Source organism: Lysinibacillus sp. NPDC097287, assembly GCF_044761695.1.
Taxonomy (GTDB): Bacteria; Bacillota; Bacilli; order Bacillales_A; family Planococcaceae; genus Lysinibacillus.
In genome coordinates this window covers 1-23264 of the sequence record NZ_JBIWCX010000027.1, presented here as the reverse complement: position 1 = coordinate 23264, position 23264 = coordinate 1, and the positions used below count along the sequence as shown (strand labels likewise).

The following is a 23264-nucleotide window of genomic DNA, read 5'->3' as shown; positions in this document are numbered from 1 at the left end:
AAACAAAATTAAACAGCCAGTCTCCGGTAAAATACCGTAAACTGGCTGTACAATAAGGTGTTTTCTTATTGTCTCAAAAAAGACAGGCAGTGCCTTTGGCTTCTTCACGTTTCTTTATATATCGGTGTAAAGTCATTCTTGAAACACCTATCTTTTCAGAAGCTTCTTTAATGTTCATCTTTCCAGTATCAATTAAGTGTAATGCATAATCAATATCATCTTTATCAGTTGCTTTTCTACCTATCTGCTTTCCTTTGGCTTTAGCAGCCTTCACACCTTCTTTAGTTCGTTCTGATATTAAATCACGTTCAAACTGTGATAAACCACTGAAGATAGTGAATAGAAGCTTTCCTTGTGGTGTAGTAGTATCAAGCCAACTTTCGTTCAAGCTTATAAGGTTTACACCTTTTTCTTCAAACAGTGCAACAAGTTCAATTAAATCTTTTGTACTTCTTGAAAGTCGTGTTAAATCCTTAATAATAACCGTGTCACCTTCACGCAGTTGTTCAAGCATCTTATTCAGTTCTGGTCGTTCCCTTTTAGTACCAGTCACTTTTTCTTCAAATATCTTTTCACAACCAGCTTCAAGTAGTGCTTCTTTTTGTCTATCAAGGTTTTGTTCTACTGTACTTACACGCATATATCCAAAAATCATTATGTATCTTCCTTTCGGTGTAACAACCTATCTACAAGTGTAACAAAAAGGATTGTGTGCGTAAAGTGTTACATTCCGATTTTGTTACATATTTTTGTTACACGACAAACCCTATTAAATCAACGGTGAAGAAGTGTCTGAAAACAAGTAACTTAAACGGTCGTTATTGTTACACCTGTTTCACGTTAAAAATATTTAAATCGGTAGAAAGAACAATACACGACTTCTTTTGTTGTTCCTTGGTTTAGTGTTTATATTCTTTAGTTGGCGGTACTGGTGCAGATATATCAGGGTGGTGTGCTTACAGTGGTTCTTGATATACGAATATAAAGGGTATTGTTATTCATATGGGGTACTACTAATTAATAAGGGGGTACTGGTGTACAGATAACGATGGGGTATAGCTTTATAGGGGTGTCATGTTAGAACGTTTTACAAATGAACCTGAAGTTTCTGATGCTGATGCAATAACAGCAGAACCTGATGCAATTGAACCTGAATGGAATGGAATTGAAGAGGGTTGTGAAGGATTGTGTCCAGGATGTACAGAAGCAACTGTTGAAAGCAATTTAATTAATTTGTACATGAAAGATGTTCTTCTTCAGATTATTTATTGATGTATGTGATTGATTATTAATATTCAAAACCAGGCATACCCACCCAACGGGGGGACGGGGGGTGTGTTGCCGTGGGGTTATGGTTTTATATATCTGAACACAATTTCTGAACTTTTGAATTTTACCTAGTTGTGTTTGTACTTCCTTTGCAACTTCTGAATCACGTAAAATTGCACGTGTTGGGAAAAAGTTAATACTAGTATTTGATACTTTTACAATACCTTGTTTAAGTATAAGTGTTACATATCAATAAATTACTAATACAACAACAATAAACGTAATTCTTAACTCTTATCATTTTGGTAGGAGTTTTTTTGTTTTTCTAAAATAAAATGCAATTGCTGCTTCTTCAATAATTTCAGGAAAAACTTTTAACATAAAAAAATTTAATTCGTGTGTCTGAAGTTAGGGAACAAATTGTTAAAGGTGTGTAAGAAACACAAAACCAAAAGAAAGGGTGATACAAAATGATAAGACTTTAAACTTTATTTTCACCAAAAATTGAGGACTAGAAAGGGGGACGACAACATGAAACAAGTCATAAAAAATTTGCAATATATTCAGCGTTCAATTGACAACAATACTTATAAAGAACAATCGGCAATAATCCATTTATTGTTGACAGAAACAATTGGAGAAGTAAAGCAATTGAAATTCTTTTACGATGCACCTTATACATCGGAAAACTATCTAAAACATCACTTTACTTATATACAGTTAGCGAAGAAAGAGAAAGCAAAAGTTCTTTCTGATCTGAATGAATTACAAGATGAGTTTTCAAAAAGTAATGTCAATAAAAACCGTGTAATAAAGATAGTCACGACTTTATTAGAAACACGCCTAGGGAAACAAAAGATAGAAGGTATTATGAATCGTTGGCAATCGAAAAGTCATCGTGAAGTTAGAACTGCGAGAATATTTGCAGACTAGTAGAAGGGAGAAATGAAGAAATGACAACCAACAAGAAAGCACAACAATTAATAGATGCAATATCAGCACCTTATTCTTTATCAGAAAAACAAGTAAGTCTTGCAAAGAAACTTGTTAAAGAAAAGATGCTGGAAGGATTCACCGTTCAGAACTTTTGTAAAGAAAATGGTATCAGTACTAAAACCTATTATGAATGGTTTGAGAATCCTGATTTTAATTACTATGTAAACCAATTACAAGATGCAGTAATACCATCTGATGAAAATGAGGCTTTTCAGAAGATAAAGAAACACATATTGAAAATTGCTGATAAACCCAACCCATCTATTAAAGAAATTGAACTGTTTACAGATACATTTTCTTATGTTGTGGAAGCTGATAAACGTGAACGCATGGAAGCTTTGGGTATGTTAGACACTACCAAACCAGCCACTGCAACAAGTGTGGAAGAAAGAAAAGCAAGACTACTATCAAGATTAAAAGGATAAAGGGGATGTTGAATAATGTACGAATTACCAAAATTACAAACTGAACTATCGGAAGAAGGAAAAGCGATTCAGCAACGAATTGCAGAACGTGCTGAACCACTTAAAAATATATCAGCTTACTATGATGAAGTACGAAAGCTAGAAGAAGAAGCACGTGCAAAAGCTGAAGCTGAAGAAATTAAAAACCTACCACCAGTACCACAAACACCTGAACAACAGATTGCAAAACTTACTGAAGCAGTTATTGAACTTACTGAACAACTAAACAAAATGAAGGGTGGCACTAACTAATGGCAAAATTAACAGCAACCGAACAAATGGAAGTACTATTTAAGAAAACGGATTCTATCAGGGAACAATACGCAGTGGCACTTCAAAATGCTAAACAAGAAGTTCTAGATTTAACTGAAGCCATTGCTGAAGCTGAACAACATGTGAAAGAGATTTATAAGCATTATGTGCTTAATATCGTTTCATTGGATGCCTACCAGGTAGAAAAGAAGCTACTGGATGATAAGAAAGCCGTTCTGCATGTTGCAGAAAAGAAAATCGCTGATATTGCTGAATTACAGAAGGAAGAACTATCTGAAGTTTTTAATGAGATGAAAGGAATCATGGATGAATACACTCAAGAAAATGAAGCCAATAAAGCACAACAACGAAAGAAGTTATTTAAAGAAAAGGTTGCTTATTTGAAGGCAATTAATACTGGTAAAGTTGAGATTGAGAAAACAAATAAGTACGTGAGGATGATTGACCATTTACGTGTAGAGATCGGTGATAAGCGAGATTATTATTATGACTTTGAAGATTCCGCAGTAAGTGCTTTAATTCATAATCCATATAATAATTCCCCTGGACTTGATGTGAACCGTAATGAGATTGCTGAAGCTTATCATAAAGGCAATATCGGGGGATACGTTTTACAAGAAGCAAACAAATAAATAAAGAAAGTGCTGGTGCGTAATTGTGCCAGCATAATTTTTCATCCAAATTTAGAAGGGAGAAGGATGACAATGAAGAAACTATTTAAAAAATTTTTTAATAAAATTTTTGCACCTAAAGCAACTGTTCAGCAATCTCCGCTAGTGACAAATAAACACATTCAGAAGATGCACGATTTAAAAGGTGAATTGTCCGCAATTGATTCGGGTTTTAGTAAAAAGCTTGTTGAAAAGGAACAAGAATATGATACGGTTTCTATGCAGTATGAAGAAGCATATAAAGCTTATGCTGAACTGTTTAAAAAGCATAGGAAGGGTTTAGTGGGTGAAGCTGAAGTAATGGCTGAAAAGGCAAAGTTGAAACCTTTGGAAATGGCAGTAAATGCAGTCAGGGAAGAACTTGATACAATCACACAATATAAACATGAAGAAATTTTATCGCTGCTTAATTCTATGCAAGCATTACAAGATGATTATGTGAAAGCAAAGGCTGAAGAATTAAAGTTCACGGCTTCGCACTTGAAACGAATTAAACTGGAATATAAACAAAGGTTTGATTCCTATATTCTCAGTGCAAAAGAAGTCATGGAAACAGAAAAAGTCATGCAGTACTATTTTAAAAGAATGGGGTTTCATAAAAAGATTGCAATGTCAGAAAAACTTAATGCAATGTTGAAAGATGTACCTGAACGGTTTGAATGAAGTTTATGAAGCTTTAAGTTATGGACGTATACTAAGTAGATTGGAAAGCTATATTGAGAAATCAAAAAGTAATAAGTAACTATATTAAACGCACTCTCACTATTGTGTAGGTAATAAAGCCATTTGACATGCTACAATAAATCTAGGAGTGATCGAAATGGAAAATGAAAAAATGATGTTGGAAATGCTGAAAGAAATGAATAAAACAATGTTGGAATTGAATAAAACAATTCTTACAGTACAACAAACACAACGAGAAATGCAAAAAGAAATGGCTGAAATGAAGCAAGATATTGCTGATGTAAAACAAGATGTTGCTAGTGTAAAGCAAGAAATGAACCAGCGTTATGATGGGGTAGAAGAACGACTTGAAAAGGTTGAAGAAAAAGTGGGTTCACTTGGTGAAATGTTTGAACATAAGGTTAATATACAAGAAAAAGAAGATAGCATTATGAAAACATTGAAATACCTTTCCCATAAAGTTTCGGAACATGACGAAGATATCTTTCATTTGAAAAAAAGAAATAGAAACTAGCATCCTTTGGGGTGCTTTTTTTGCGTAATTGAATAATTTTGAATATTAATATTGTAAAAATAATAAAAAACAAGTAAGTATATTGGCAGATGTGGGTTGGTTCCATATTAAGCAGTAAAATCAAAAGATTACAAAAGTAAACAAGTGTATACAATTTTTGTAAGATATAATTAATTTGAGGTGAAAAATATGGAACAAAAGACAATCGAACGTATAGAAAAAATTAATACAATGGATAGTGATATCTTACCTTTAGTCCTTATAAAAGCACAGGAATTATTTTGGGGGTTAGATAGAATAATTGATGAGAACACAGATTTATTAATTTCTGAAGTTACCAGTAATAAGAAAAAACTGAAAGTAGTTAAAGAACTTCTTCAGGAATTTGGTGAAAATGTTAGTACCGATTATTTAGTGAATATGAATGGTGATTTTTTTAGTAAAGAATTATTAAAGTATCTTGGCTTTGATGTTAGAGATGAAATTACCGATGATATAATCTTTGACTACTGTAGGTCTACAGATAAAAATAAGGATATAAATTTATTAAAAGAAAAGTTAATCGAAGCAGCTATTGAATGCGATGGAATTGATGAAGAAGCTGAATTTAAGGCACTAGAAGAGTATGGCGAATCAGGAGGAAGAGTGTATAAAGGCGAACAATTATACACTGAAGAGTGGTGAATACGTAACTTTGAATACATTCAGCGAATACTGGTTATTTTCTGTTTCGCTATTTACCATGAAATATATCAAAGGATAATAGTGTACGTAATAATGTAGAGATTTAATATTGCTATTATATATGTAAATATAAATTGTTGTATACTATTAAAATATACCTAAGGATTTAGTGTTTTTTAGTGGAAAATTGGTTAGTTTTGTATCTTTTATAATTCCAAATAATTAGATTGTAATATTATGGGGATGTGCTAAAATTATAATGTATAACTATTGCATATATGTAAACCTATTACAATGGACTTTTGGGAGGAAATACAATGACTAATGCACCAATGAGTAAAGAAGAACTGAAGCAAGCAAAGAAAGATGCGAAAGCATTACTGAAGAAACCATTCTACAAAAAGTGGTGGGTGTGGTTAATTGCTGTAATTCTACTATTTGCAATGTTTGGTGGTGGAGAAGATACACCTGAAACTGCTGATAAAGCTGATACACCAAAAGCTGAAACTGGATCAGCACCTGATGCTGATGGAAAGGTTGAAACTTCTGCTGAACCTAAAAAAGAAGAAACTAAAGAACAAGCAAAAGTACCTGGTATCGGTGAAGTTATTAATGTTGGTGATGTAGAATTTACTGTAAACGGTACTTCTACTGCTAAAAACGTGGGTGGTCAATTTGGAAGCAATGCAACTGGTACGTATTTATTAGTTGATGTAACAGTTAAAAACGTGGGTAACGAATCAATTACAACTGATGCTTCATTCTTTAAACTAAAAGCTGGTGAAAAAACTTATGATGCAGATAGTGGTGCTTCAATTAGTGCTGATAGCGAATTAAAATTCTTCCTACAACAAGTAAATCCTGATTTGTCGAATACAGGAACAGTTGTATTTGATGTATCTGATGAACTAATTGCAAACCCTGATTTAATGTTACAAGTTCAAACTGGTTTCTTCGGTACTGAAACTGGAACAATTAAAATTGGCCAGTAAGATAATATTTGAATAATAGATGGTGGTTTGTAGGTTTATAACCTTTCAAATCATCGTCTTTTTTATGGTGATAGATAAATGATCTGTTGTGTTTACATCTATTTTTCTTCTCTGTACCTATAATTTGGACTACTTTTAAAAGTATCCGGAAATATAATGTTCAAGGTAACTTTATTTGCATTACATATTGTAGAATTAGTCAGAGTTATATATACTGTATTTAACTCGGTCAAAGTTCGAGAACTGTAATATTGAATAACATTAAAATATAACGTTTTTTTACATAAAATTCAAGTCGGTCGGGGGTTCGAATCCCTCCTGGGACGTACAGTTAAACACAGTTCAAGCCTTGATGTGACAGGGTTTGGAACAGATAAGGGATGCTAACACAGATTATAACACTGTGGGAGTATCCCTTTTTTTGTCCCTACAATGATCAACTATCTTCCAACTTAAATTATATGGAGGAATCAGTATGACAAAGAGGAACAGTATTTTTGATGTAAGCACTGATATTAGCCTATTCCAACAAAGCATGGAAGTAAAGCAACAGCCAATTACAAAGCAAGGTAGACATTTAGAGCATGTTATGGAGATCTTGTCGCAGCAAATGAAAGTAAGTGGCTTTAGAGAAAGAACTATTACAGACTACAATGGTTACATGAAACAGTTTAGAGATGTGACAAGAGTGGATTTTCTGGAGGATATTACAGTAGATACAATGTATCTGTGGTTGAATTCAATGGATGTTTCCAATCAAACAAAGCTAACAAGACTTAAATGTTTAAAAGCAATACTGGGCAAATGTTTTAACAATGGATGGATTGAGTCTAAGTTTTGGCAGAACATTAACATCAAGGTAGATAAGAAGGTTAAACAAGGTGCTAAGAAGGATGATGTAATGATTTTACTTTCCTTGTTAGACTTGAAGACTTTCATTGGGTTAAGAGATGCAGTAGCAGTTCTTACACTGTATAGGACAGGTGTAAGGATTAATACTCTTGGACAATTACAGGAGCATCATATTGACTTTGAGAACAAGTTACTTTCAATGGATGGCACAATTCTAAAGAATCATAAAGTTCTAAAGCTACCTATTGATGATGAGTTGATTGGCTTACTGAAAGTGTTAATTATGCAGAATAACAAAGTCAGAGCATACTATGGAGAACAGAACTCATATGTATTCATTAGTTACAAAGGAACATCTCTTAATACTAAATCAACTAATAATGAAATATCTAAGCAGCTAAACAAATATTCTAACAAATATGGTCTGAAAAACATCAATCCCCATGCTCTTAGAAGGGGGTATGCAAAGAGTTTACTTGATAAAGGAGCAAACCTTGCATTAATCTATAAAGCTCTAGGACATGCCAATTTATAGGTTACAACACAATATTTAGACTTAGATGTTGAGGAAGTAGCAGATAATCTAAGGGAGTTTTTATAACAGCAAGATATTTTTTTTGTAGAAATTATTCACACACTTCCTCCCATACTCAAATGGGATATTCTCACTTAAGTGAGGGGTGCTTACATATATCAAAACTATAAAGATTTCAGACCATATTAAATAGATGAATTAGTCCATAGGGAATCTGTACAATAAATTATTTTAAAGAAGGTAGCAAGGACTATAAAGCACGAGAGGGAGGTGAGGTACCCCTCTTGTTTAAAATTTAATGGTATTGGAACCAAGCATACCACTTATTATTCTTATCCTTAACTATATAGAGCTCCCCTAATGATCCACTTTGAGCGGGTAATAACCTTGGAAATCTTAGCCTGACAAACCAAGAATGGTCTGCTACTTCCTTACCACAAAAGTTACTAGCCATTTTATAGTAATGCTCATCAAATCCAGTTAAGTTTGGCATAGGTTTGATAACCTCAATCCTCCACTCTTTGTAATCAGGACTTGAGCCATAGGCTTTTGGGATAATTTCATTTAAAGCACTTATAAGCTCATTTTTATCTTTTTCAGTAGTTTTCATCAACATTTCTGTTTTAGGACATTCTAAGCCCTCTGGTTTTGCACCTGAGGAGATTGTTGGACAAATAAAAATAAAAATAATTAAGGTCATTAAAATTTTTCTCATGTTCTCACCTCAGAATAGTTTTATCCCAATTCCCTAAAAAAATTCTAAATAATTTGCTCTTATTGGCACAAGTTATATATGAAAAATATTTTAGAAAGGCATAATACCCCATGAGAAAATTAGCTTATATCTTAACTGCCGCAATAATTATTCTAATAATTCCAAATGATACTCATGCTCAAAGTGAACAGCCTGATTATAAGCTTATTTATGATACTTTGATTACAACCCTTTACCCATCCATAGAGCAGGAAATCATTAATTACTATGGCTATCCCAAACTATATGAGGATGCTAAAATTCTGAGTATTACAAGAAAACATGAGGGTAGTTTTGATTTTAATGCAGAAGTTCAAGTCACAACATTTGAACATGCACATGACCCTCCTTATGGTAAGGAAACAATGACTTTTAATATAAGTCCATTTGGGGTTAAAACCATTAGCTTTAAACATGAGGGAGGTAAAGAAGAAAAAGGAATAAATGAATTCTATAGTGAAACACTTTCAGATATAAAACAGTCTTTTAATTTGAATTTAGAGCCTTACTCTTCCTACACATATAATCAGTTGCAATACCAAACAGAATTAAATAATGAATTTAAATCTCTTGTTAATATTGCAGAAGAAATAGTAACCAACATTTTGCTTCCTGAGAGAAAGATACCCTACAAAAATGTTATAGACCCTGTAACCTTTATAAAAGGCAACACAGGTTATATGCTCTTTAAAAGGTCTGATGGTACAAATGTAATTTATCAAGTACAAAAGAAAGATGGTGTTTGGATAGTAACAGATAAAAATAGTAAACAAGGTAAGAAAATGGATTATAAATTACTATGGTATGTATAAAAAATAAGCCTAACTGATTTAATCAGTAGGCTTGTTTAAGTAGTAATAATGATGTTAGTTTATCATGTTACACATATTCATTTTCTCCACTGATGTGCTTTATAAATCCCTTAGAATGATTAGAAATACAGCTACTTTGCGAAAGGGGAAAAATGCACAAGTGCTGTCTCTGATTTCATTCAACTATCAATGTACAAATAATTGGTACAAAAGAGTTTTGGAGGAGGATATTTTGTTGTGGTCTTGGATTCTTTGATGCAGTAAAGTGCTGATGTACCTAGGGATTGCCTACTGTAAAACCCAAGAAATCAGGAGTCCATGCAATAGTGAATAGCACAACAAAATCATATTTTATATCATTTGTCATTTATTTAGACCTGTATAGGGGGGGATACACCCCTCAGATTTCCTGTAATAATTGAACAGAAAATGCCTACAATAATTTTTTATCTATTTTGGAAGTATTTTTTTGAGGACATACTAGCTCTTATATAGTCTCTCTCAAAAGAACACTTTCTTTTTGCAGGATACTCCTTTAAATTACTCAATATCATCTTTTGGGAGTCTATATTTAAATACAGATATTTCTTGAACTCCATATTGGGGTTCTTTTTTATTGTCATTAGTTGACTCAGAAACAGCTTGAATAGTTAATATTAAAGGATTTCCTACCGCTTCTAAATCCAAGACCAAAATAAAGAGTGTCACAATTGTTTATGGAAATCTAATTATACAAGTGAAAGGAGGAATGAAAAGTTGACACTAAAGAGTATAAAGAATTTAAAGAGATTAAAGCATATAAAGAGATTAAAGTTTCCGCATCATAATTTAAACAATAATGTTCCACGACAACTGTTATCAAGGGACTTTTTCATACAAAAAGAGCCTCTTGATTGCAAGTGAAGATACGCTTGAAGAACTGAAAGAGTCAATGATTGAATTGTTTAAGGCAATGATTGACAGAAGTCATGGAGGGAATTTTCCTGATCTTGAAAGCTATGAAGTTGGAGAGCTACTTCAAGGTGTAGATGTTATCTGGATTATATATGAGGTTGAGGAAAGTCCTGACTCAAGCAATTCAACTGAAGAAAATTAACTGAAAGACTGACATTAAGGTAGGGAAGTATTAGAGAAGTCTTTAAATTGGGAATAAAACCTCAGTGACCTTATTGAACTAAGGGAGCAGAATTGATAAAGATATTATTATTGTGTTTATGAATGGATTAGGATATGATAAGAACATACGTTCCGTTTCGTGGGATGTTTTATGTTCATTAGGGGACAGGGTCTTCGAATTTTGTGAAGAGATATTATCAAAGCTTCACATATAAATCCACGCCTTTGTAAATTGAATAATCAAAAAGCTGAGTGGATAAAGTAAAGTAAAGGTGGTAATAGTAAATGAAAACAGATAATAAAGAAACGATAACAGTAGAGACTACAATTAATGCACCTGTCGAAAAAGTATGGAAATATTGGACAGAACCAGAGCATATTACAAAGTGGTCATTTGCTTCTGATGATTGGCATGCACCCCTTGCAGAAAACGATTTAAGAGTGGGTGGAACGTTTCATACAAGGATGGAAGCAAAAGATGGTAGTTTTGGTTTTGACTTTGGTGGAGTATATTCAGAAATTAAAATTAACGAGTTGATTTCTTATACTCTTGGAGATGGAAGAAAAGTTATAGTTACTTTTATTAGCCAAGAAAGAGATACGAAGGTAATTGAAGTTTTTGAGGCGGAAGCTACTCATTCTAACGAGCAGCAAAAAGCAGGTTGGCAAGCTTTGTTAGATAAATTTAAGGAATATAGCGAACTTTCTCATGAAAATGAAAATTTGAAAGGAGAATTTTAAAAATGAATCAAGAGGTCACTACTTTTATCGATAGCCTCAATCAACAATGGAAGATTGATGTATGCAATCAGCTTCGTGAACTTGTCCATAAATCTATTCCTGGTGTAGAAGAAAAGATTCAGTACAAAAAGCCACATTTCTTAAAAGATGGAAAATTTGCTGCGGTGATTTCTCCTTCTAAAGATGCTATTGCGTTCATGATTATGAATACTACTGAACTAGAAATTCCTAAAGGCTTTGAAGGTCCTGCTGAACGAAAATGGTTAAAAATTCGTGAGGGAGATTCCCCTGATTATGATTTACTGGCACAGTTACTTGTTCAAGCATCAAGTACACTTTAACTAAAAACTAACCACTTAAAAAATTTGCAAAAAATGCGTGAGTGGGACAAAAGACAAGAGAGACCATATTTTTGGTCTTTTTTCTGTTTCATTAATATATTCTCATGTTAAACCCCCCCCTTCATATCAAAAAATTCATTTTATAACTACATCAATGAGTTTACTTCCATGAAAGACCGTAATAATCTTTCAACATCTGTGGTGAAGTGGTGATTTTTAAGCTTCATGGGTGGCTAACTGGGCTGTAGTTCAATAAGAATTAAACAACTTTATTATCGCTATACATCAGAAAAATGCGGATTTACAACGTTATACACTCAAAGTAAGCTCGATAATTAAAAAAACAGTGCATCTATAATGTACAATTAATAACTAGTGTATTTATCAATTTAATTTTTGGGGTATCTTATATGAAAAAATTTTTAGCCATTATATTTGCTTTATTAATTGTTTCAGCACCAATCATTCACTGGGCAATTACTAATCCTTCTAATTCAGTAGGTTTCTCGAAGGATGTAAAAGTTGATGATACGATGATTCAACAAATAATTAAAGATTCTATTAAGAAAGTTTTTAATACAGAAAATGTAACAATTAGCGAAGAAAATATAATAATAAAAATTGAGCAATGATGAAAAAATGTACTTAAACAAACGGGGTTTTTAGTGAAACAAGGGTGTATAAAGGATACAAAACAAACCTAATAAACGTTTCTTGGTTTTTTCTAATGAATATTATTTATACAACTTTTTATGCAGGGTGTGGAAACAATTGATTTATCAACAAATACACATTTATGATTAGCTGTCTAGGGTGCATAAAATCGTGCATATGCGTACTCATTTGAGCCTAGAACATTTTTCACCAATTATAGCGCCCATTAATTAAATATCGAAATGTTATTTTTATCTAGACTTTAAAGGCCTCTTTGTAAAGATAATAAGATTCCGTGGAAACTAAAATTATTTATTATTGTTTTATGGATAAAATAAACCTTACTAATTTAAAGGGGATGGTATTTAAGGGGAGGATTTTATGCGACATGGATGGTTTACGGAGGTTAGTTGAAGAGTACTTGTTTAATTTTTGATCAAAATCGAGTTATTTTAAAAAATGTTTAGGCGAACAGCGCTCTCTTTTGAAATTGTATCAACTTGGGTTTATTGTTCCAGGATATATGGACATCGACACAACTGAGGATTTGTAGTCAAAAGAGTAGATCATCAAAAATATATGAACTTTACCCATTTTTGACGATATGTTATTATGATAGATATTAGATTTCTATGAAATAATTAAAAGTAAAATTTGAGGTGTCTTTGTGAGTGTAGTAGGTTCTAAATAGGGAAAACTTAATGAAATAAATTTGATGGCAAGTGTGGTTTTCTGTAGAATGCACACTTTATTTTTGTCATGGATTTTTTTCAAAACCTATGAAGATACCTACTATACTTTATAAAGCATGTAATTGATATGGGATAGCTATACTTAGTTTAGATAGCTTATTTCAATATGTTCATATTACACATGCCTTATAAAAGTAAAAGCTGCGGTATCCCCGCAGCTTTTTTGTGTTTACTTTTCTTTATGTAGAAAATCTATGTTCTACTTACTATACCTTCATTGGAATCTAATGGGTAGGTATCTTCATATGTGATATAAAAAGATCATAGTGAGGAGCAAATGAAATGAATAAAATAACTTTTGAAAAGTTACAGTATGACGAGTTAAAACAAATCGTTCAATCTTATTGTGTAAGTGGATTAGGAAAACGATTGTTAGATAAATTGGAGCCAAGCTCAAACCTGAAAGTAGTTAAAAATCGTTTAAATGAAACAACTGAGGCACGGGCGATATTAGATGCTGAAGGGCATGTTCCATTTGTGGGAATATCCAATATTGAAAATATCATTCAAAATCTTGAAAAGGGCATAATTCTTGACCCTAACAGTTTGGTCAGTACATCAGATTTTTTAAGAGGATGTAGAAAGCTGAAGAAGTTTATGCTAGATAAGATATTTTTCGCACCTGTTCTTGCATCATATGCGAATTCGATGTCAGAATTTAAAACGATAGAAGAAGAAATTAATTTCTCGATAAAAGGAAATAGCGTTGATTCTGCTGCAAGCAAAGAATTAAAAAGAATACGAAATAGTATGGAATCCACTGAAGAAAAAATAAAAGAGCGCTTAGAAAAGTTTTTAAATAGCAGTGCTAATAAGAATTATATACAAGAATTTTTTATCACTAAGAAAGATGAACGGTATACGATACCAATTAAAGCATCTTATAAAAATCAAGTTTCAGGGACGATTGTTGAAGTTTCTTCCAAAGGTTCTACGGTCTTTATCGAACCAAATACCATTACGAAATTAAACGGGGAACTAGCAAGTTTAAAAGCAGAAGAGGCAATGGAAGAATATCAAATATTGGCCACTTTAACAGGGATGCTCTTAGAAAATCTTCATGAGATCAAGATAAATATGGAGCTTATTAGCCAATATGATATGGTGTTTGCAAAAGCAAAATTTAGCAAGCATATTGGTGGGATAGAGCCGAAATTAAATGATCATGGATATATAAAATTAGTTCAGTGCAAACATCCTCTTTTAACAGGGGAAGCTGTACCTCTCGATTTTGAAATCGGGAGTGAGTATCGTAGCTTGATTATTACAGGACCTAATGCTGGTGGGAAAACGATTGTGCTAAAAACAATTGGATTATTAACATTGGCGACTATGTCAGGTTTCCATATTACAGCGGATCGGAACACTGAACTTGCAGTATTTGAAAATATCTTTGCTGATATTGGTGATAATCAAAGTATAGAAAATGCATTGAGTACCTTTTCATCCCATATGAAAAATATTTCAGAGATTATGAGGGCATCAAATAATAACACTCTTTTATTATTTGATGAAATAGGCAGCGGTACGGAACCGAATGAGGGTGCAGCACTAGCCATTTCAATTTTAGAAGAATTTTATCATATGGGATGTATAACAGTCGCAACAACTCATTATGGTGAAATTAAACGTTTTTCCGAAATGCATGATGATTTTATGAATGCGGCAATGCAATTTAACAATGAAACAGTGGAGCCCATGTATAAATTGTTGATAGGTAAATCAGGGGAAAGCAATGCCCTTTGGATTTCTCGAAAAATGAACATACAGGAAAAAGTATTGCAAAGAGCAAAAGGTTATATGGAAAATAAAGATTATCATTTAGACTGCGTGAATGAAGATAAAATAAGGAAACCTAAGATTGTCAATGAGAAAACGGAATTAATTTATGAATACAAAAAAGGAGATCGTGTGAAATTACTAGACCATAATGACTTTGGAATTGTATATAAAGAAATGGATGCATTTTACAATGTTGTTGTATACTATGACGGAGAATTTATTGAAGCCAATATTAAGCGGATTTCCTTAGATATATCAGCGAAGGAATTATATCCAGACGGATATGACCTAGAAACGTTGTTTACGGATTTCAACACTCGAAAAATGGAGCATGATATTCAACGAGGATCAAAAAAAGCACTTCGTAAAATTCAAAAAGAAATAAGAAAGAATAGAGGTTGAGGTAAATTTAAGACGGAATACGAGCTTGTAAATCGCAATAGAAAAACTGATACATTTATTCCTGAACTATCATTAGTCGCAATAGATCAAGACAATGAAATCATGTGCCGCACATCACTGTAAAACAAAGGAGAATCTGTACATTCCAATATGATTGATGAATGGAAATGCGGAAATGAAGCGTTTGTATAAAATCTAGTAGAAAAAGTGATTCAACAAATGGCACATCAAAAGATTATTGCTGATGAGAATGAATCATCAATCATGATTACACCCGGTAAATTTACACTTTGCTACGAATGGTCGAGGAAAATACAAGGTGATTTTACATCAGTTGATGATGACCATAATGTTATGTGGCTTATTCAAGGGATAAAACGTGGTGGTGCAGCGACAGGGATTGCTGCAGAAGAACAAGAGATAAATTATTTATTGGAATTTTCGATAATTTAGTAAAACAAGCCTTTGGTAGTTCCGCACTCAACGAATAATGCTATCAGTAAACAATTAAACAAATACGCTAAGTGGTATGATTTATCCAAATAGAGTTGACCAGATTTTTTGGTACAACTCTATTTTTTAAAAATAAATTGTTCAAATTGTTTGTAGGAAATCATCAAAACAAACTAAAAACACCACCAGCGTTAAGCAAAGGGATTAGCGGGGCATAGTATTATTTGTTTCATATTGTATGTTCAACTTGATTTTGTTCAAGTCCCTATCAATTTTGGAAATTAACATATGTAACTCTTCATTTTCTGAAGCGGCAAAGGTTTCACCTCTTTGTTTGCTTAAAGTAACAGTTTGATTAATCAGCCTCAAACAAGATTTAATCAGAGCCAAATCAGTTTTGATTGCTTCTTTGTTTATGATGTCTATTTCTTCCACTTGTACCACCCCCTACATACATTATTCGACACTGGTATTCATTTTCCTACCAATAATAGGAATGTTAAATTAAATAAAAAGTTGCACTAGAGTTAACCAGTGTGACTAAGCGATGTATATGTTGATGAAGATGAAGCGGCACGTTAATTGAGTGCGCTACCATTGGAGGGCGGGAAGTCCTTCTCGCTACCCATTCTTCCATTGTTCTTCCTCCAAAATTTTTTCAAGGGCTTTTTACATTGCTATACATATATGCACTACTACCCATGATTTCTGTGTTCGCCTAGCTTATAAATGTTAATTAAATGAGGTTCTAATTTCTCTAATAACTCATTTACATATCACCACGGGACTTTACAATTCTGTTTACAAGTATGAAATAATCACTCTTTCCTAAAGTGAATACAATAACATATTTTGTATTGTTATCCATAATACAATCGACTTATATAAATTATGTAATTTTAGAATAATAAAAATGTGCATTATTTCATTCCTTTTCTTACTATAATTTTGCGAATAAGATTCACCATAATTTTAGTATTTCCCATCTTTAAAGTAGTAGCTCAAAAAGGAGTATAAATGAAAGCGAATTATTAATAGAAAAAATAAAAATATTACTTAATTTTAAAAAAGATTTTAACCAAACGTGATTCTAATTATCTATTTGAATCAATTTCATAGAACTTAAGACTTGTCAATATAGACTATATCTAATTTTGTTGTATATAATGAAATAAAGTAAAAATTTGTAGGTGAAATAATTGGATGATATAGTAATTACAGGGTATGGCATTAAAGCACCTGGTGTTTCTGATAAATTTAGTTTTTTAAATGTACTAGATAAAGGCATTTGTACGCAGAGTATATTAAAAAATGATAATCAGCCCCAATCTAGTATTGTTGCGGGTTTGATAGAGGATAGCTTTCAGGAGATAAATGGGAGAAATTATAAACGACACTCGCGTGCAGTAAGAATGGCGATTGCTGCGACAATGGATGCATCTGAAATGTCGAACTTAGATTATTTCAAGCCACACCGAATTGCAGTGATTATTGGAACAGCTGCTGGCGCAATTCTTGAACTTGAACAATACTCTTCTAAATTTTTTGATGTAAAAACAACTCCAATTCAGGGGGTTTCATATGCTGATTCGCACACACTCTCGGGTTCTGTTGCAGAAGCAATCAGTTCTTGTGGGCCCGCCTTTACATTAACAACTGGATGCACTGCCAGTCTTGATGCAGTATCGATTGGGAAACTCCTACTTGAGAATGGTAGTGTAGATGCTTGCATAGTGGGGGGAACAGATGCCCCCTTAGGTCAATGGACAATTAATGGATTTAAAAAAATGAGATCTCTCTCAACTGAGAATTCTATCGATAAAGCTGGAGTCCCATTTTCGACGGAACATCGTGGATTTGTTTTATCCGAAGGGGCAGGAATCATTGTTCTAGAACGTAAACAATCAGCACAAGCCCGTAAACAGAAAATCTATGGAAAAGTAGAACGTATCGTTTCAAGAAATGAAGGGCAAAAACTATTAAGTTCTGATACAACAGGTAGACATATGCTTGAAGTTTTTCAAGAAACTATTGGAAATACTATACCAACCTATGTGAACAGTCAGGCACTTGGTATAGATATAAATGATCAAATAGAACGATTTATCCTAAAGGAAGCATTAGGTTCTGAGGTACCCATCACTTCAATTAAAGGAATGATAGGACATTCATTTGGTGCAATGGGAGCAATGCAAATCATTTCAACTCTGCTGTCGATGGAATATGGATTTATCCCTCCTACAATCAAAACATCTGGAAAGGGATTTGAAGATGTACCGATTGTTTATGAAACAAGACATCAAGCTGTTAAGTCCGTGTGCATAACTAATCATGGGGTTAGTGGGAATAATGCTTGTCTATTACTGACACGTATATAGGAGGCTTATTATATGTTTTTTATTTTTTTAATTTTGCTATCTTGTATTCCCATCTGTGTTGGTATTACGATATTAGTTTTATTCAAAAAAAATAAACTATCAAAAATTATTTTTTTATTTCTTCTAATGGTTTCATTTTGGCAATTAGATGTTGCGTTTTTGTATGCTTATAATCTATTTAAAGAAGAGACCATTGAGTTCTTTTTCAAGCTCTTTCGTTTTGGCTCTATTATGATACCCCCAACGATATTCTATATAGGATATACAATTGTACAAAATACATTGCCGATGGATTCAAAAAAGAAATGGCGATTTATTGTAAATCGTACTACTGTCTTATTATTTTATGGGTTTGCCTTTGTTGTTTATTTAATCGGATGGAGTGATAAAGGGATTAGTAGAATAGAACTTATACAAATGGATTCTAATCTATTTTACTTTCCTGTTTATGGTGAGCTATCATGGACTTTTTGTTCCAATCTTCTTCTTTTTGTAGTGAGTATGCCTATCTGTTTATTGATTAGTTTAAATGTACAAAATAAGAGTATACGATCATTTTTGATTTGTTTTAATATTTTTACGTCAATTGGATGTGCAATAGGCATCTTAAATATGTTTCCATCAGCAAGATTGTACCCAAGTTCGATTGCATTGCTAGTCTATGCTATTTCCATATTAATTCTTTCGAGCCGAATGCACCTTGATATAGTCAACAATATGAATAAGAAGTTAAATGAGCAAAAAAAGTTTCTATTCCAAGTTATTGATTTAAACCCAAACTACATTTATGCACACGACGAAAATGGTCGTTATACACTTATGAATAAATCATACGCTCAGTTAATGGGAATTAGCATTCAAGATATGATTGGGAAAACAGACTGTGATATACAAACAAATCAGTTTGTAAAGGAACAAATCGTCAATCAAGAGAAGGATATATTCAAGTTACCGGAGAAGAACTTCATAAGAGAGGAATCCATTACAGCCGCATCAGGAGAAGAAATATGGGTGCAGACTGTCAAAGTACCCATTCATATAAATGATAGCTCAGCGCTACTTGCTGTATCAACAGATATTACGGAGCGAAAGCAATATGAAGATGAAATCAAGTTTCAAGCCAATCATGATGCATTAACTGGGTTACCGAATAGAAGAATGTTTAATGAGGATTTAACTATTCTTCTTGAAAAAGCTAAAGAAGAGGCAAGTCAGAATGCAATTATGTTTCTCGACTTAGACCGATTTAAATACATAAATGATACACTCGGGCATGATGTCGGTGATCTCTTATTAACAGAAGTATCAAGACGTATTGGAATGTTACTAAAGCAAAGACATAACTGCGCAGATATTTATCGTCTTGGTGGAGATGAATTCACTATCTTACTTCCACATTATAATGCGGAAGATAGTGAGGCTTTTGCCAAAGAATTATTAGAACAATTTAAAAATGGCTTTTTGGTCGATGATAGTGAGTATTTCATTACACCAAGCATTGGAATCAGCATATTTCCAAGAGATGGGGATGATGCTAACACATTAATAAAACATGCAGATACCGCGATGTACTATGTGAAAGAAAGAGGGAAAAATAACTATCAATTATTCACATCAGAAATGCAGCAACATTTCTATAGGAAGATGATGATTGAAAAACAATTACGAACGGCGATAGATGATGAGGAATTTGAACTTTACTATCAGCCCATTGTGGATGTGAAAACAAATGAAATCATTGGGATGGAGTCACTTATTAGGTGGAATAACAAAATATTAGGACAAGTTACACCGGATGAATTTATACCAATTGCTGAAGAGACAGGAATGATTATTCAAATAGGTCAATGGGTGTTGGATACTGCAATTGAACAAAATGTCCGGTGGCAAAAAGAAGCTTGTAGGCCATTAAAAATAAGTATTAATGTATCTGTGAGGCAGTTACTCGAGCCAAAGTTTTTAGAATATGTGAGAAGTACGATAGAAAATACTTCAATTGATGCGACCTATATTGTGTTAGAGATTACTGAGAGTATTGCAATGTATGCAGAGTCGATGATAGAAAAGTTAAATGCATTAAAGGAGCTTGGTATAAGTCTATCAATGGATGACTTTGGAACAGGATACTCATCGCTTAGCTATCTGAATAAATATCCACTTGATTCATTGAAAATTGATAAATCATTTGTAATTGGGATGAATCGTGATGATGAAAACAAAGCTCTTGTTAAAACAATTATAGCGATAGCCAAACAACTCGATTTGAAAGTCATAGCTGAAGGAGTTGAGGGAGATGAAGAATATCATTTCTTGGCTGAGATTGGCTGTGATTACGTGCAAGGCTATTTCATCAGCCGCCCACTCCCAGTAACCGAGTTTAAAGAAAAATGGATTGCAGTGGGAAACTGACTCACTAGCTAGCCACTAAAATTGAGTTTAGTTCTACCGTTATTACTCTGATTAAAGTGATGAACAAAGGATTATTTACTTTGATCTTCTTGTGAAATGAAAACATTTACAACTCATTCAGATGGAATGCTATAGTGATATGGAAATCTTAGAATCTCCTCAATTGAGAAGTGCTACAAACCATTTAGTATCAATGGTTTGTAGCACTTTTTATTTTTTGAGAACACGGTGGAAAATGACAATAATGAAGTTTCTTAAGTAATATTTTGTAAATTATTGATGGGTCAAGTACACTGTAATTATGATGATTGACAAGGAGGTTCTTTGATGACAAGTAATACGGTTACCATAGTAAGAGGGGCTAATACACCCATTGCCATGGATTACGCTCTCGAGATATTAGTAGAGTGGAGCAACTCCCCTGCTCATCTAGATGTAAGTTGTTTTTTAGTCAACGCTGATGGAAAAGTTCCGTCCGATGACTATATGATTTTTTACAATCAACCGTCCGATCCTGCAAATCTTATTAAATTGCAAGATACCGCCCAAACGGTTAGAACATTCTCACTTTCTTTACAATCACTGCAACAATCAAACATACAAAAGTGTGTCTTTGCGGTGACACTGGATGGACCTGGGACTTTAAAAGAGGTACAGAACTTAAAAATCTCTGCCAAATCCTTAAGTGGTGAAATCCTTTTTGACATTGATCAACTAAGTGAAGAAACTTCACTTGTGTTAGCGGAGGTCTATCGTTACAAAGATTGGTTTAAGTTTAGAGGTATTGGCAAAGGATTTAATGGGGGGCTCAAACCTTTAGCTGAAGCACATGGGGTCGTTGTAGATGAGGAAGCAACTGAAGAAGTACCACCTGTAAACATCCAATCAGCACCGACTACAACGGTGAATTTGACAAAAATTGATTTATTAAAGAAAAAAGTAGCCATCTCATTAGAAAAGAACAAACTTACTACAGAAAAAGCCCGTGTTGCTGTTGTGTTTGATGCTTCAGGATCGATGACCAACCTGTATAGTAAAGGGACCGTTCAGCGTGCTTTTGAAAGAGTTCTAGCCATCGCTGCATGTATGGATGACGATGGTGTTTTAGATGTATGGTTTTTTGGAAGTAAATCTATGCGGGCGCCAAGTGTGACAGAAAGAGACTATGAGGATTATGTGAAAAGAACATATCCACAACCACGTATGTTTGGTGGATTAGGATCTGGCAATAATGAACCGCGTGTAATGGCTGATGTGATTCAGAAATTTACTATTGAAGAGCCGAATAAAGAACTGCCTACCTATGTCATCTTTTTTAGTGATGGTGGGATCTATGAAGAAAAGAAAATTTCTAGACTATTGATTGACAGCTCGAAGGAAAATATTTTTTGGCAGTTTGTTGGTATCGGAAATGCAAGATATGGTGTATTACAAAATCTTGATAATTTGCAAGGGCGTGTGGTTGATAATGCTAACTTCTTTGCCTTTGATGACTTAGATCAAATTAGTGATGAAGATCTTTATAGTCGCCTGTTTAATGAATTCCCTCAGTGGCTTAAAGAAGCGAGACGACTAGGAATAACAAAATAGATTGTCAAAATATAGTTGAAATAAACTACACCCCGAATAGTGGACACTATTCGGGGTTTTTTTCTATGGAAAAGCTCGTTTACTAAAAACTAGATAAAACGTAATAAGGGAATTTTATGGGTAAAATCTTTTGTAATGAGCATCATTGTCGATTATTTTTCAATTGTTTGATGACGAAAAATGGTGTTTAATATGTAGTGAAGTTATTTAAAAGCAAATAAAAAGAGCTCAATGTTCAAATTAATGTTACAGTTAGAAAGTAAATTTTTTAAAGTGAATAGGAGAACAAATATGATTGAGGTAAAAACATCTCCAATAAGTGGTGGAGAATTCAATAGAGGGGTATTTGCTACACGTGATTTCCAAAAAGGTGAGCTTTTACATGAAGCACCTGTTATTTCTTATCCAAATGAACAGCACAAATACATGGAGAAAACTATACTAGGTGATTATGCTTTTGAGTTTGGCATAGGTCAATCTGCTATCCTTCTTGGTTATGGAATGTTATTTAACCATTCGTATGAACCAAATGCAACGTATGAGATTAATTTTAAAAATAACACGTTTGACTTCTTTGCTTTTACTGATATAAAAGCAGGCGACGAAATTTTTATTAATTACAACGGGGACGTTGATGACCTAGATCCACTGTGGTTTAATGAGGAATAAGACGATGCGTCTTCTGAAATGAATCAATTTTATTCTTAGTAAAAGTAGAATTGAAGAAAATAATCAACATCTCTAATAACCATCTATCTAAGTGGCTGATAGGTGGTTATTGTGATTCTATGAACAAAATGAATCAACATTACTATCTCTTTGTATCACCAGGTTAGTGACATGAATTGTCCCTTTGCCCCAGCTAAAAATAGTATGGGTAAGAGGGGCCCCCTTTGTTATATAGGGGCGATTGTGGGGGTAAATGCATCTGAAGTATCCTCAGAATTTAGCTTATTAACTATGGCCGTATTGTTGAAAGTTTTTAAGTTCGCTGTTTCACTAGACAAATGCGATTTTTTATTATATAATAAATGTAATAAGATCGATTACGAAGAAACAATGAATTCACATATTACAAAGAGTAATCATGTATTGTTCGATACTTTTTGTAATGTGTGAATTTTTTCTTTTGAAGAAATATGATAT

23 protein-coding genes and 1 pseudogene are annotated in these 23264 nt (G+C 33.2%); 21 read left to right on the top strand and 3 right to left on the bottom strand.

The window, feature by feature from the left end:
* Positions 1-73: 73 nt before the first annotated feature.
* Entirely contained in the window at positions 74-655 is a 582-nt protein-coding gene (locus tag ACIQ2D_RS21430; RefSeq protein WP_402867334.1) for a recombinase family protein, read from the bottom strand.
* 419 nt (positions 656-1074) lie between these two features.
* On the opposite strand from ACIQ2D_RS21430, the gene ACIQ2D_RS21425 reads away from it, so the two are divergent.
* From ACIQ2D_RS21425 to ACIQ2D_RS21380, 10 genes and pseudogenes are all read left to right on the top strand, one after another.
* Complete coding sequence (locus ACIQ2D_RS21425; RefSeq protein WP_402867333.1) at positions 1075-1272, top strand: hypothetical protein; 198 nt, start codon at positions 1075-1077, stop codon at positions 1270-1272.
* Between the two features lie 528 nt (positions 1273-1800).
* On the top strand, positions 1801-2202 hold the full coding sequence (locus tag ACIQ2D_RS21420; protein WP_402867332.1) for a hypothetical protein: 402 nt from the start codon (positions 1801-1803) through the stop codon (positions 2200-2202).
* A 20-nt stretch (positions 2203-2222) separates the two neighbouring features.
* A complete protein-coding gene (locus ACIQ2D_RS21415) occupies positions 2223-2690 on the top strand; it encodes a phBC6A51 family helix-turn-helix protein (RefSeq protein ID WP_402867331.1) in 468 nt (155 codons plus the stop codon).
* A 15-nt stretch (positions 2691-2705) separates the two neighbouring features.
* Positions 2706-2981, top strand: a complete 276-nt coding sequence (locus ACIQ2D_RS21410; RefSeq protein WP_402867330.1) for a hypothetical protein — start codon at positions 2706-2708, stop codon at positions 2979-2981.
* Positions 2981-3634 carry a hypothetical protein gene (locus tag ACIQ2D_RS21405; RefSeq protein WP_402867329.1) on the top strand — a complete coding sequence of 218 codons (654 nt, stop codon included), beginning with the start codon at positions 2981-2983 and terminating at the stop codon, positions 3632-3634. Before ACIQ2D_RS21410 ends, ACIQ2D_RS21405 begins: the two co-directional genes overlap by 1 nt.
* Before the next feature lie 72 nt (positions 3635-3706).
* Complete coding sequence (locus ACIQ2D_RS21400) at positions 3707-4336, top strand: hypothetical protein (RefSeq protein ID WP_402867328.1); 630 nt, start codon at positions 3707-3709, stop codon at positions 4334-4336.
* Between the two features lie 157 nt (positions 4337-4493).
* Complete coding sequence (locus ACIQ2D_RS21395; protein ID WP_402867327.1) at positions 4494-4871, top strand: hypothetical protein; 378 nt, start codon at positions 4494-4496, stop codon at positions 4869-4871.
* 189 nt (positions 4872-5060) lie between these two features.
* Positions 5061-5555 (top strand): hypothetical protein, encoded by a 495-nt coding sequence (locus ACIQ2D_RS21390; RefSeq protein ID WP_402867326.1) that lies wholly within the window; start codon positions 5061-5063, stop codon positions 5553-5555.
* 317 nt (positions 5556-5872) lie between these two features.
* Positions 5873-6547: a DUF4352 domain-containing protein gene (locus ACIQ2D_RS21385; RefSeq protein WP_402867325.1), complete on the top strand. Its 675-nt coding sequence runs from the start codon at positions 5873-5875 to the stop codon at positions 6545-6547.
* A gap of 475 nt (positions 6548-7022) precedes the next feature.
* A pseudogene (locus ACIQ2D_RS21380) lies at positions 7023-8000 on the top strand (tyrosine-type recombinase/integrase).
* Positions 8001-8229: 229 nt separating this feature from the next.
* On the opposite strand, the gene ACIQ2D_RS21375 reads toward ACIQ2D_RS21380, so the two are convergent.
* Entirely contained in the window at positions 8230-8649 is a 420-nt protein-coding gene (locus tag ACIQ2D_RS21375; protein WP_402867324.1) for a hypothetical protein, read from the bottom strand.
* Between the two features lie 110 nt (positions 8650-8759).
* Here ACIQ2D_RS21375 and ACIQ2D_RS21370 point away from each other — a divergent pair, with 110 nt between their 5' ends.
* From ACIQ2D_RS21370 to ACIQ2D_RS21340, 7 genes are all read left to right on the top strand, one after another.
* A complete protein-coding gene (locus ACIQ2D_RS21370) occupies positions 8760-9500 on the top strand; it encodes a DUF3888 domain-containing protein (RefSeq protein ID WP_402867323.1) in 741 nt (246 codons plus the stop codon).
* An 889-nt stretch (positions 9501-10389) separates the two neighbouring features.
* The gene (locus ACIQ2D_RS21365; protein ID WP_402867322.1) at positions 10390-10596 is read left to right on the top strand and encodes a hypothetical protein; all 207 of its coding nucleotides are present in this window, start codon (positions 10390-10392) and stop codon (positions 10594-10596) included.
* Between the two features lie 305 nt (positions 10597-10901).
* Positions 10902-11357, top strand: a complete 456-nt coding sequence (locus tag ACIQ2D_RS21360; protein ID WP_402867321.1) for an SRPBCC family protein — start codon at positions 10902-10904, stop codon at positions 11355-11357.
* 2 nt (positions 11358-11359) lie between these two features.
* Positions 11360-11698 carry a DUF1801 domain-containing protein gene (locus ACIQ2D_RS21355; RefSeq protein WP_402867320.1) on the top strand — a complete coding sequence of 113 codons (339 nt, stop codon included), beginning with the start codon at positions 11360-11362 and terminating at the stop codon, positions 11696-11698.
* A 410-nt stretch (positions 11699-12108) separates the two neighbouring features.
* Positions 12109-12330, top strand: a complete 222-nt coding sequence (locus ACIQ2D_RS21350; RefSeq protein WP_402867319.1) for a hypothetical protein — start codon at positions 12109-12111, stop codon at positions 12328-12330.
* Between the two features lie 1056 nt (positions 12331-13386).
* Positions 13387-15288, top strand: coding sequence for an endonuclease MutS2 (locus ACIQ2D_RS21345; protein ID WP_402867318.1), 1902 nt, complete (start codon positions 13387-13389; stop codon positions 15286-15288).
* 219 nt (positions 15289-15507) lie between these two features.
* Entirely contained in the window at positions 15508-15741 is a 234-nt protein-coding gene (locus ACIQ2D_RS21340) for a DUF6241 domain-containing protein (RefSeq protein WP_402867317.1), read from the top strand.
* A gap of 204 nt (positions 15742-15945) precedes the next feature.
* On the opposite strand, the gene ACIQ2D_RS21335 is transcribed toward ACIQ2D_RS21340, so the two are convergent.
* Positions 15946-16176, bottom strand: a complete 231-nt coding sequence (locus ACIQ2D_RS21335) for a phosphoglycerate mutase (RefSeq protein WP_402867316.1) — start codon at positions 16174-16176, stop codon at positions 15946-15948.
* Positions 16177-16940: 764 nt separating this feature from the next.
* Here ACIQ2D_RS21335 and ACIQ2D_RS21330 point away from each other — a divergent pair.
* The 4 genes from ACIQ2D_RS21330 (at position 16941) to ACIQ2D_RS21315 (ending at position 22787) form a co-directional block, all read left to right on the top strand.
* Positions 16941-18119 carry a beta-ketoacyl synthase N-terminal-like domain-containing protein gene (locus ACIQ2D_RS21330; protein ID WP_402867315.1) on the top strand — a complete coding sequence of 393 codons (1179 nt, stop codon included), beginning with the start codon at positions 16941-16943 and terminating at the stop codon, positions 18117-18119.
* Between the two features lie 12 nt (positions 18120-18131).
* Entirely contained in the window at positions 18132-20528 is a 2397-nt protein-coding gene (locus ACIQ2D_RS21325; protein ID WP_402867314.1) for a sensor domain-containing protein, read from the top strand.
* A gap of 327 nt (positions 20529-20855) precedes the next feature.
* The gene (locus ACIQ2D_RS21320; protein WP_402867313.1) at positions 20856-22118 is read left to right on the top strand and encodes a VWA domain-containing protein; all 1263 of its coding nucleotides are present in this window, start codon (positions 20856-20858) and stop codon (positions 22116-22118) included.
* Between the two features lie 291 nt (positions 22119-22409).
* Positions 22410-22787 (top strand): SET domain-containing protein, encoded by a 378-nt coding sequence (locus ACIQ2D_RS21315; protein WP_402867312.1) that lies wholly within the window; start codon positions 22410-22412, stop codon positions 22785-22787.
* Positions 22788-23264 lie beyond the last annotated feature (477 nt).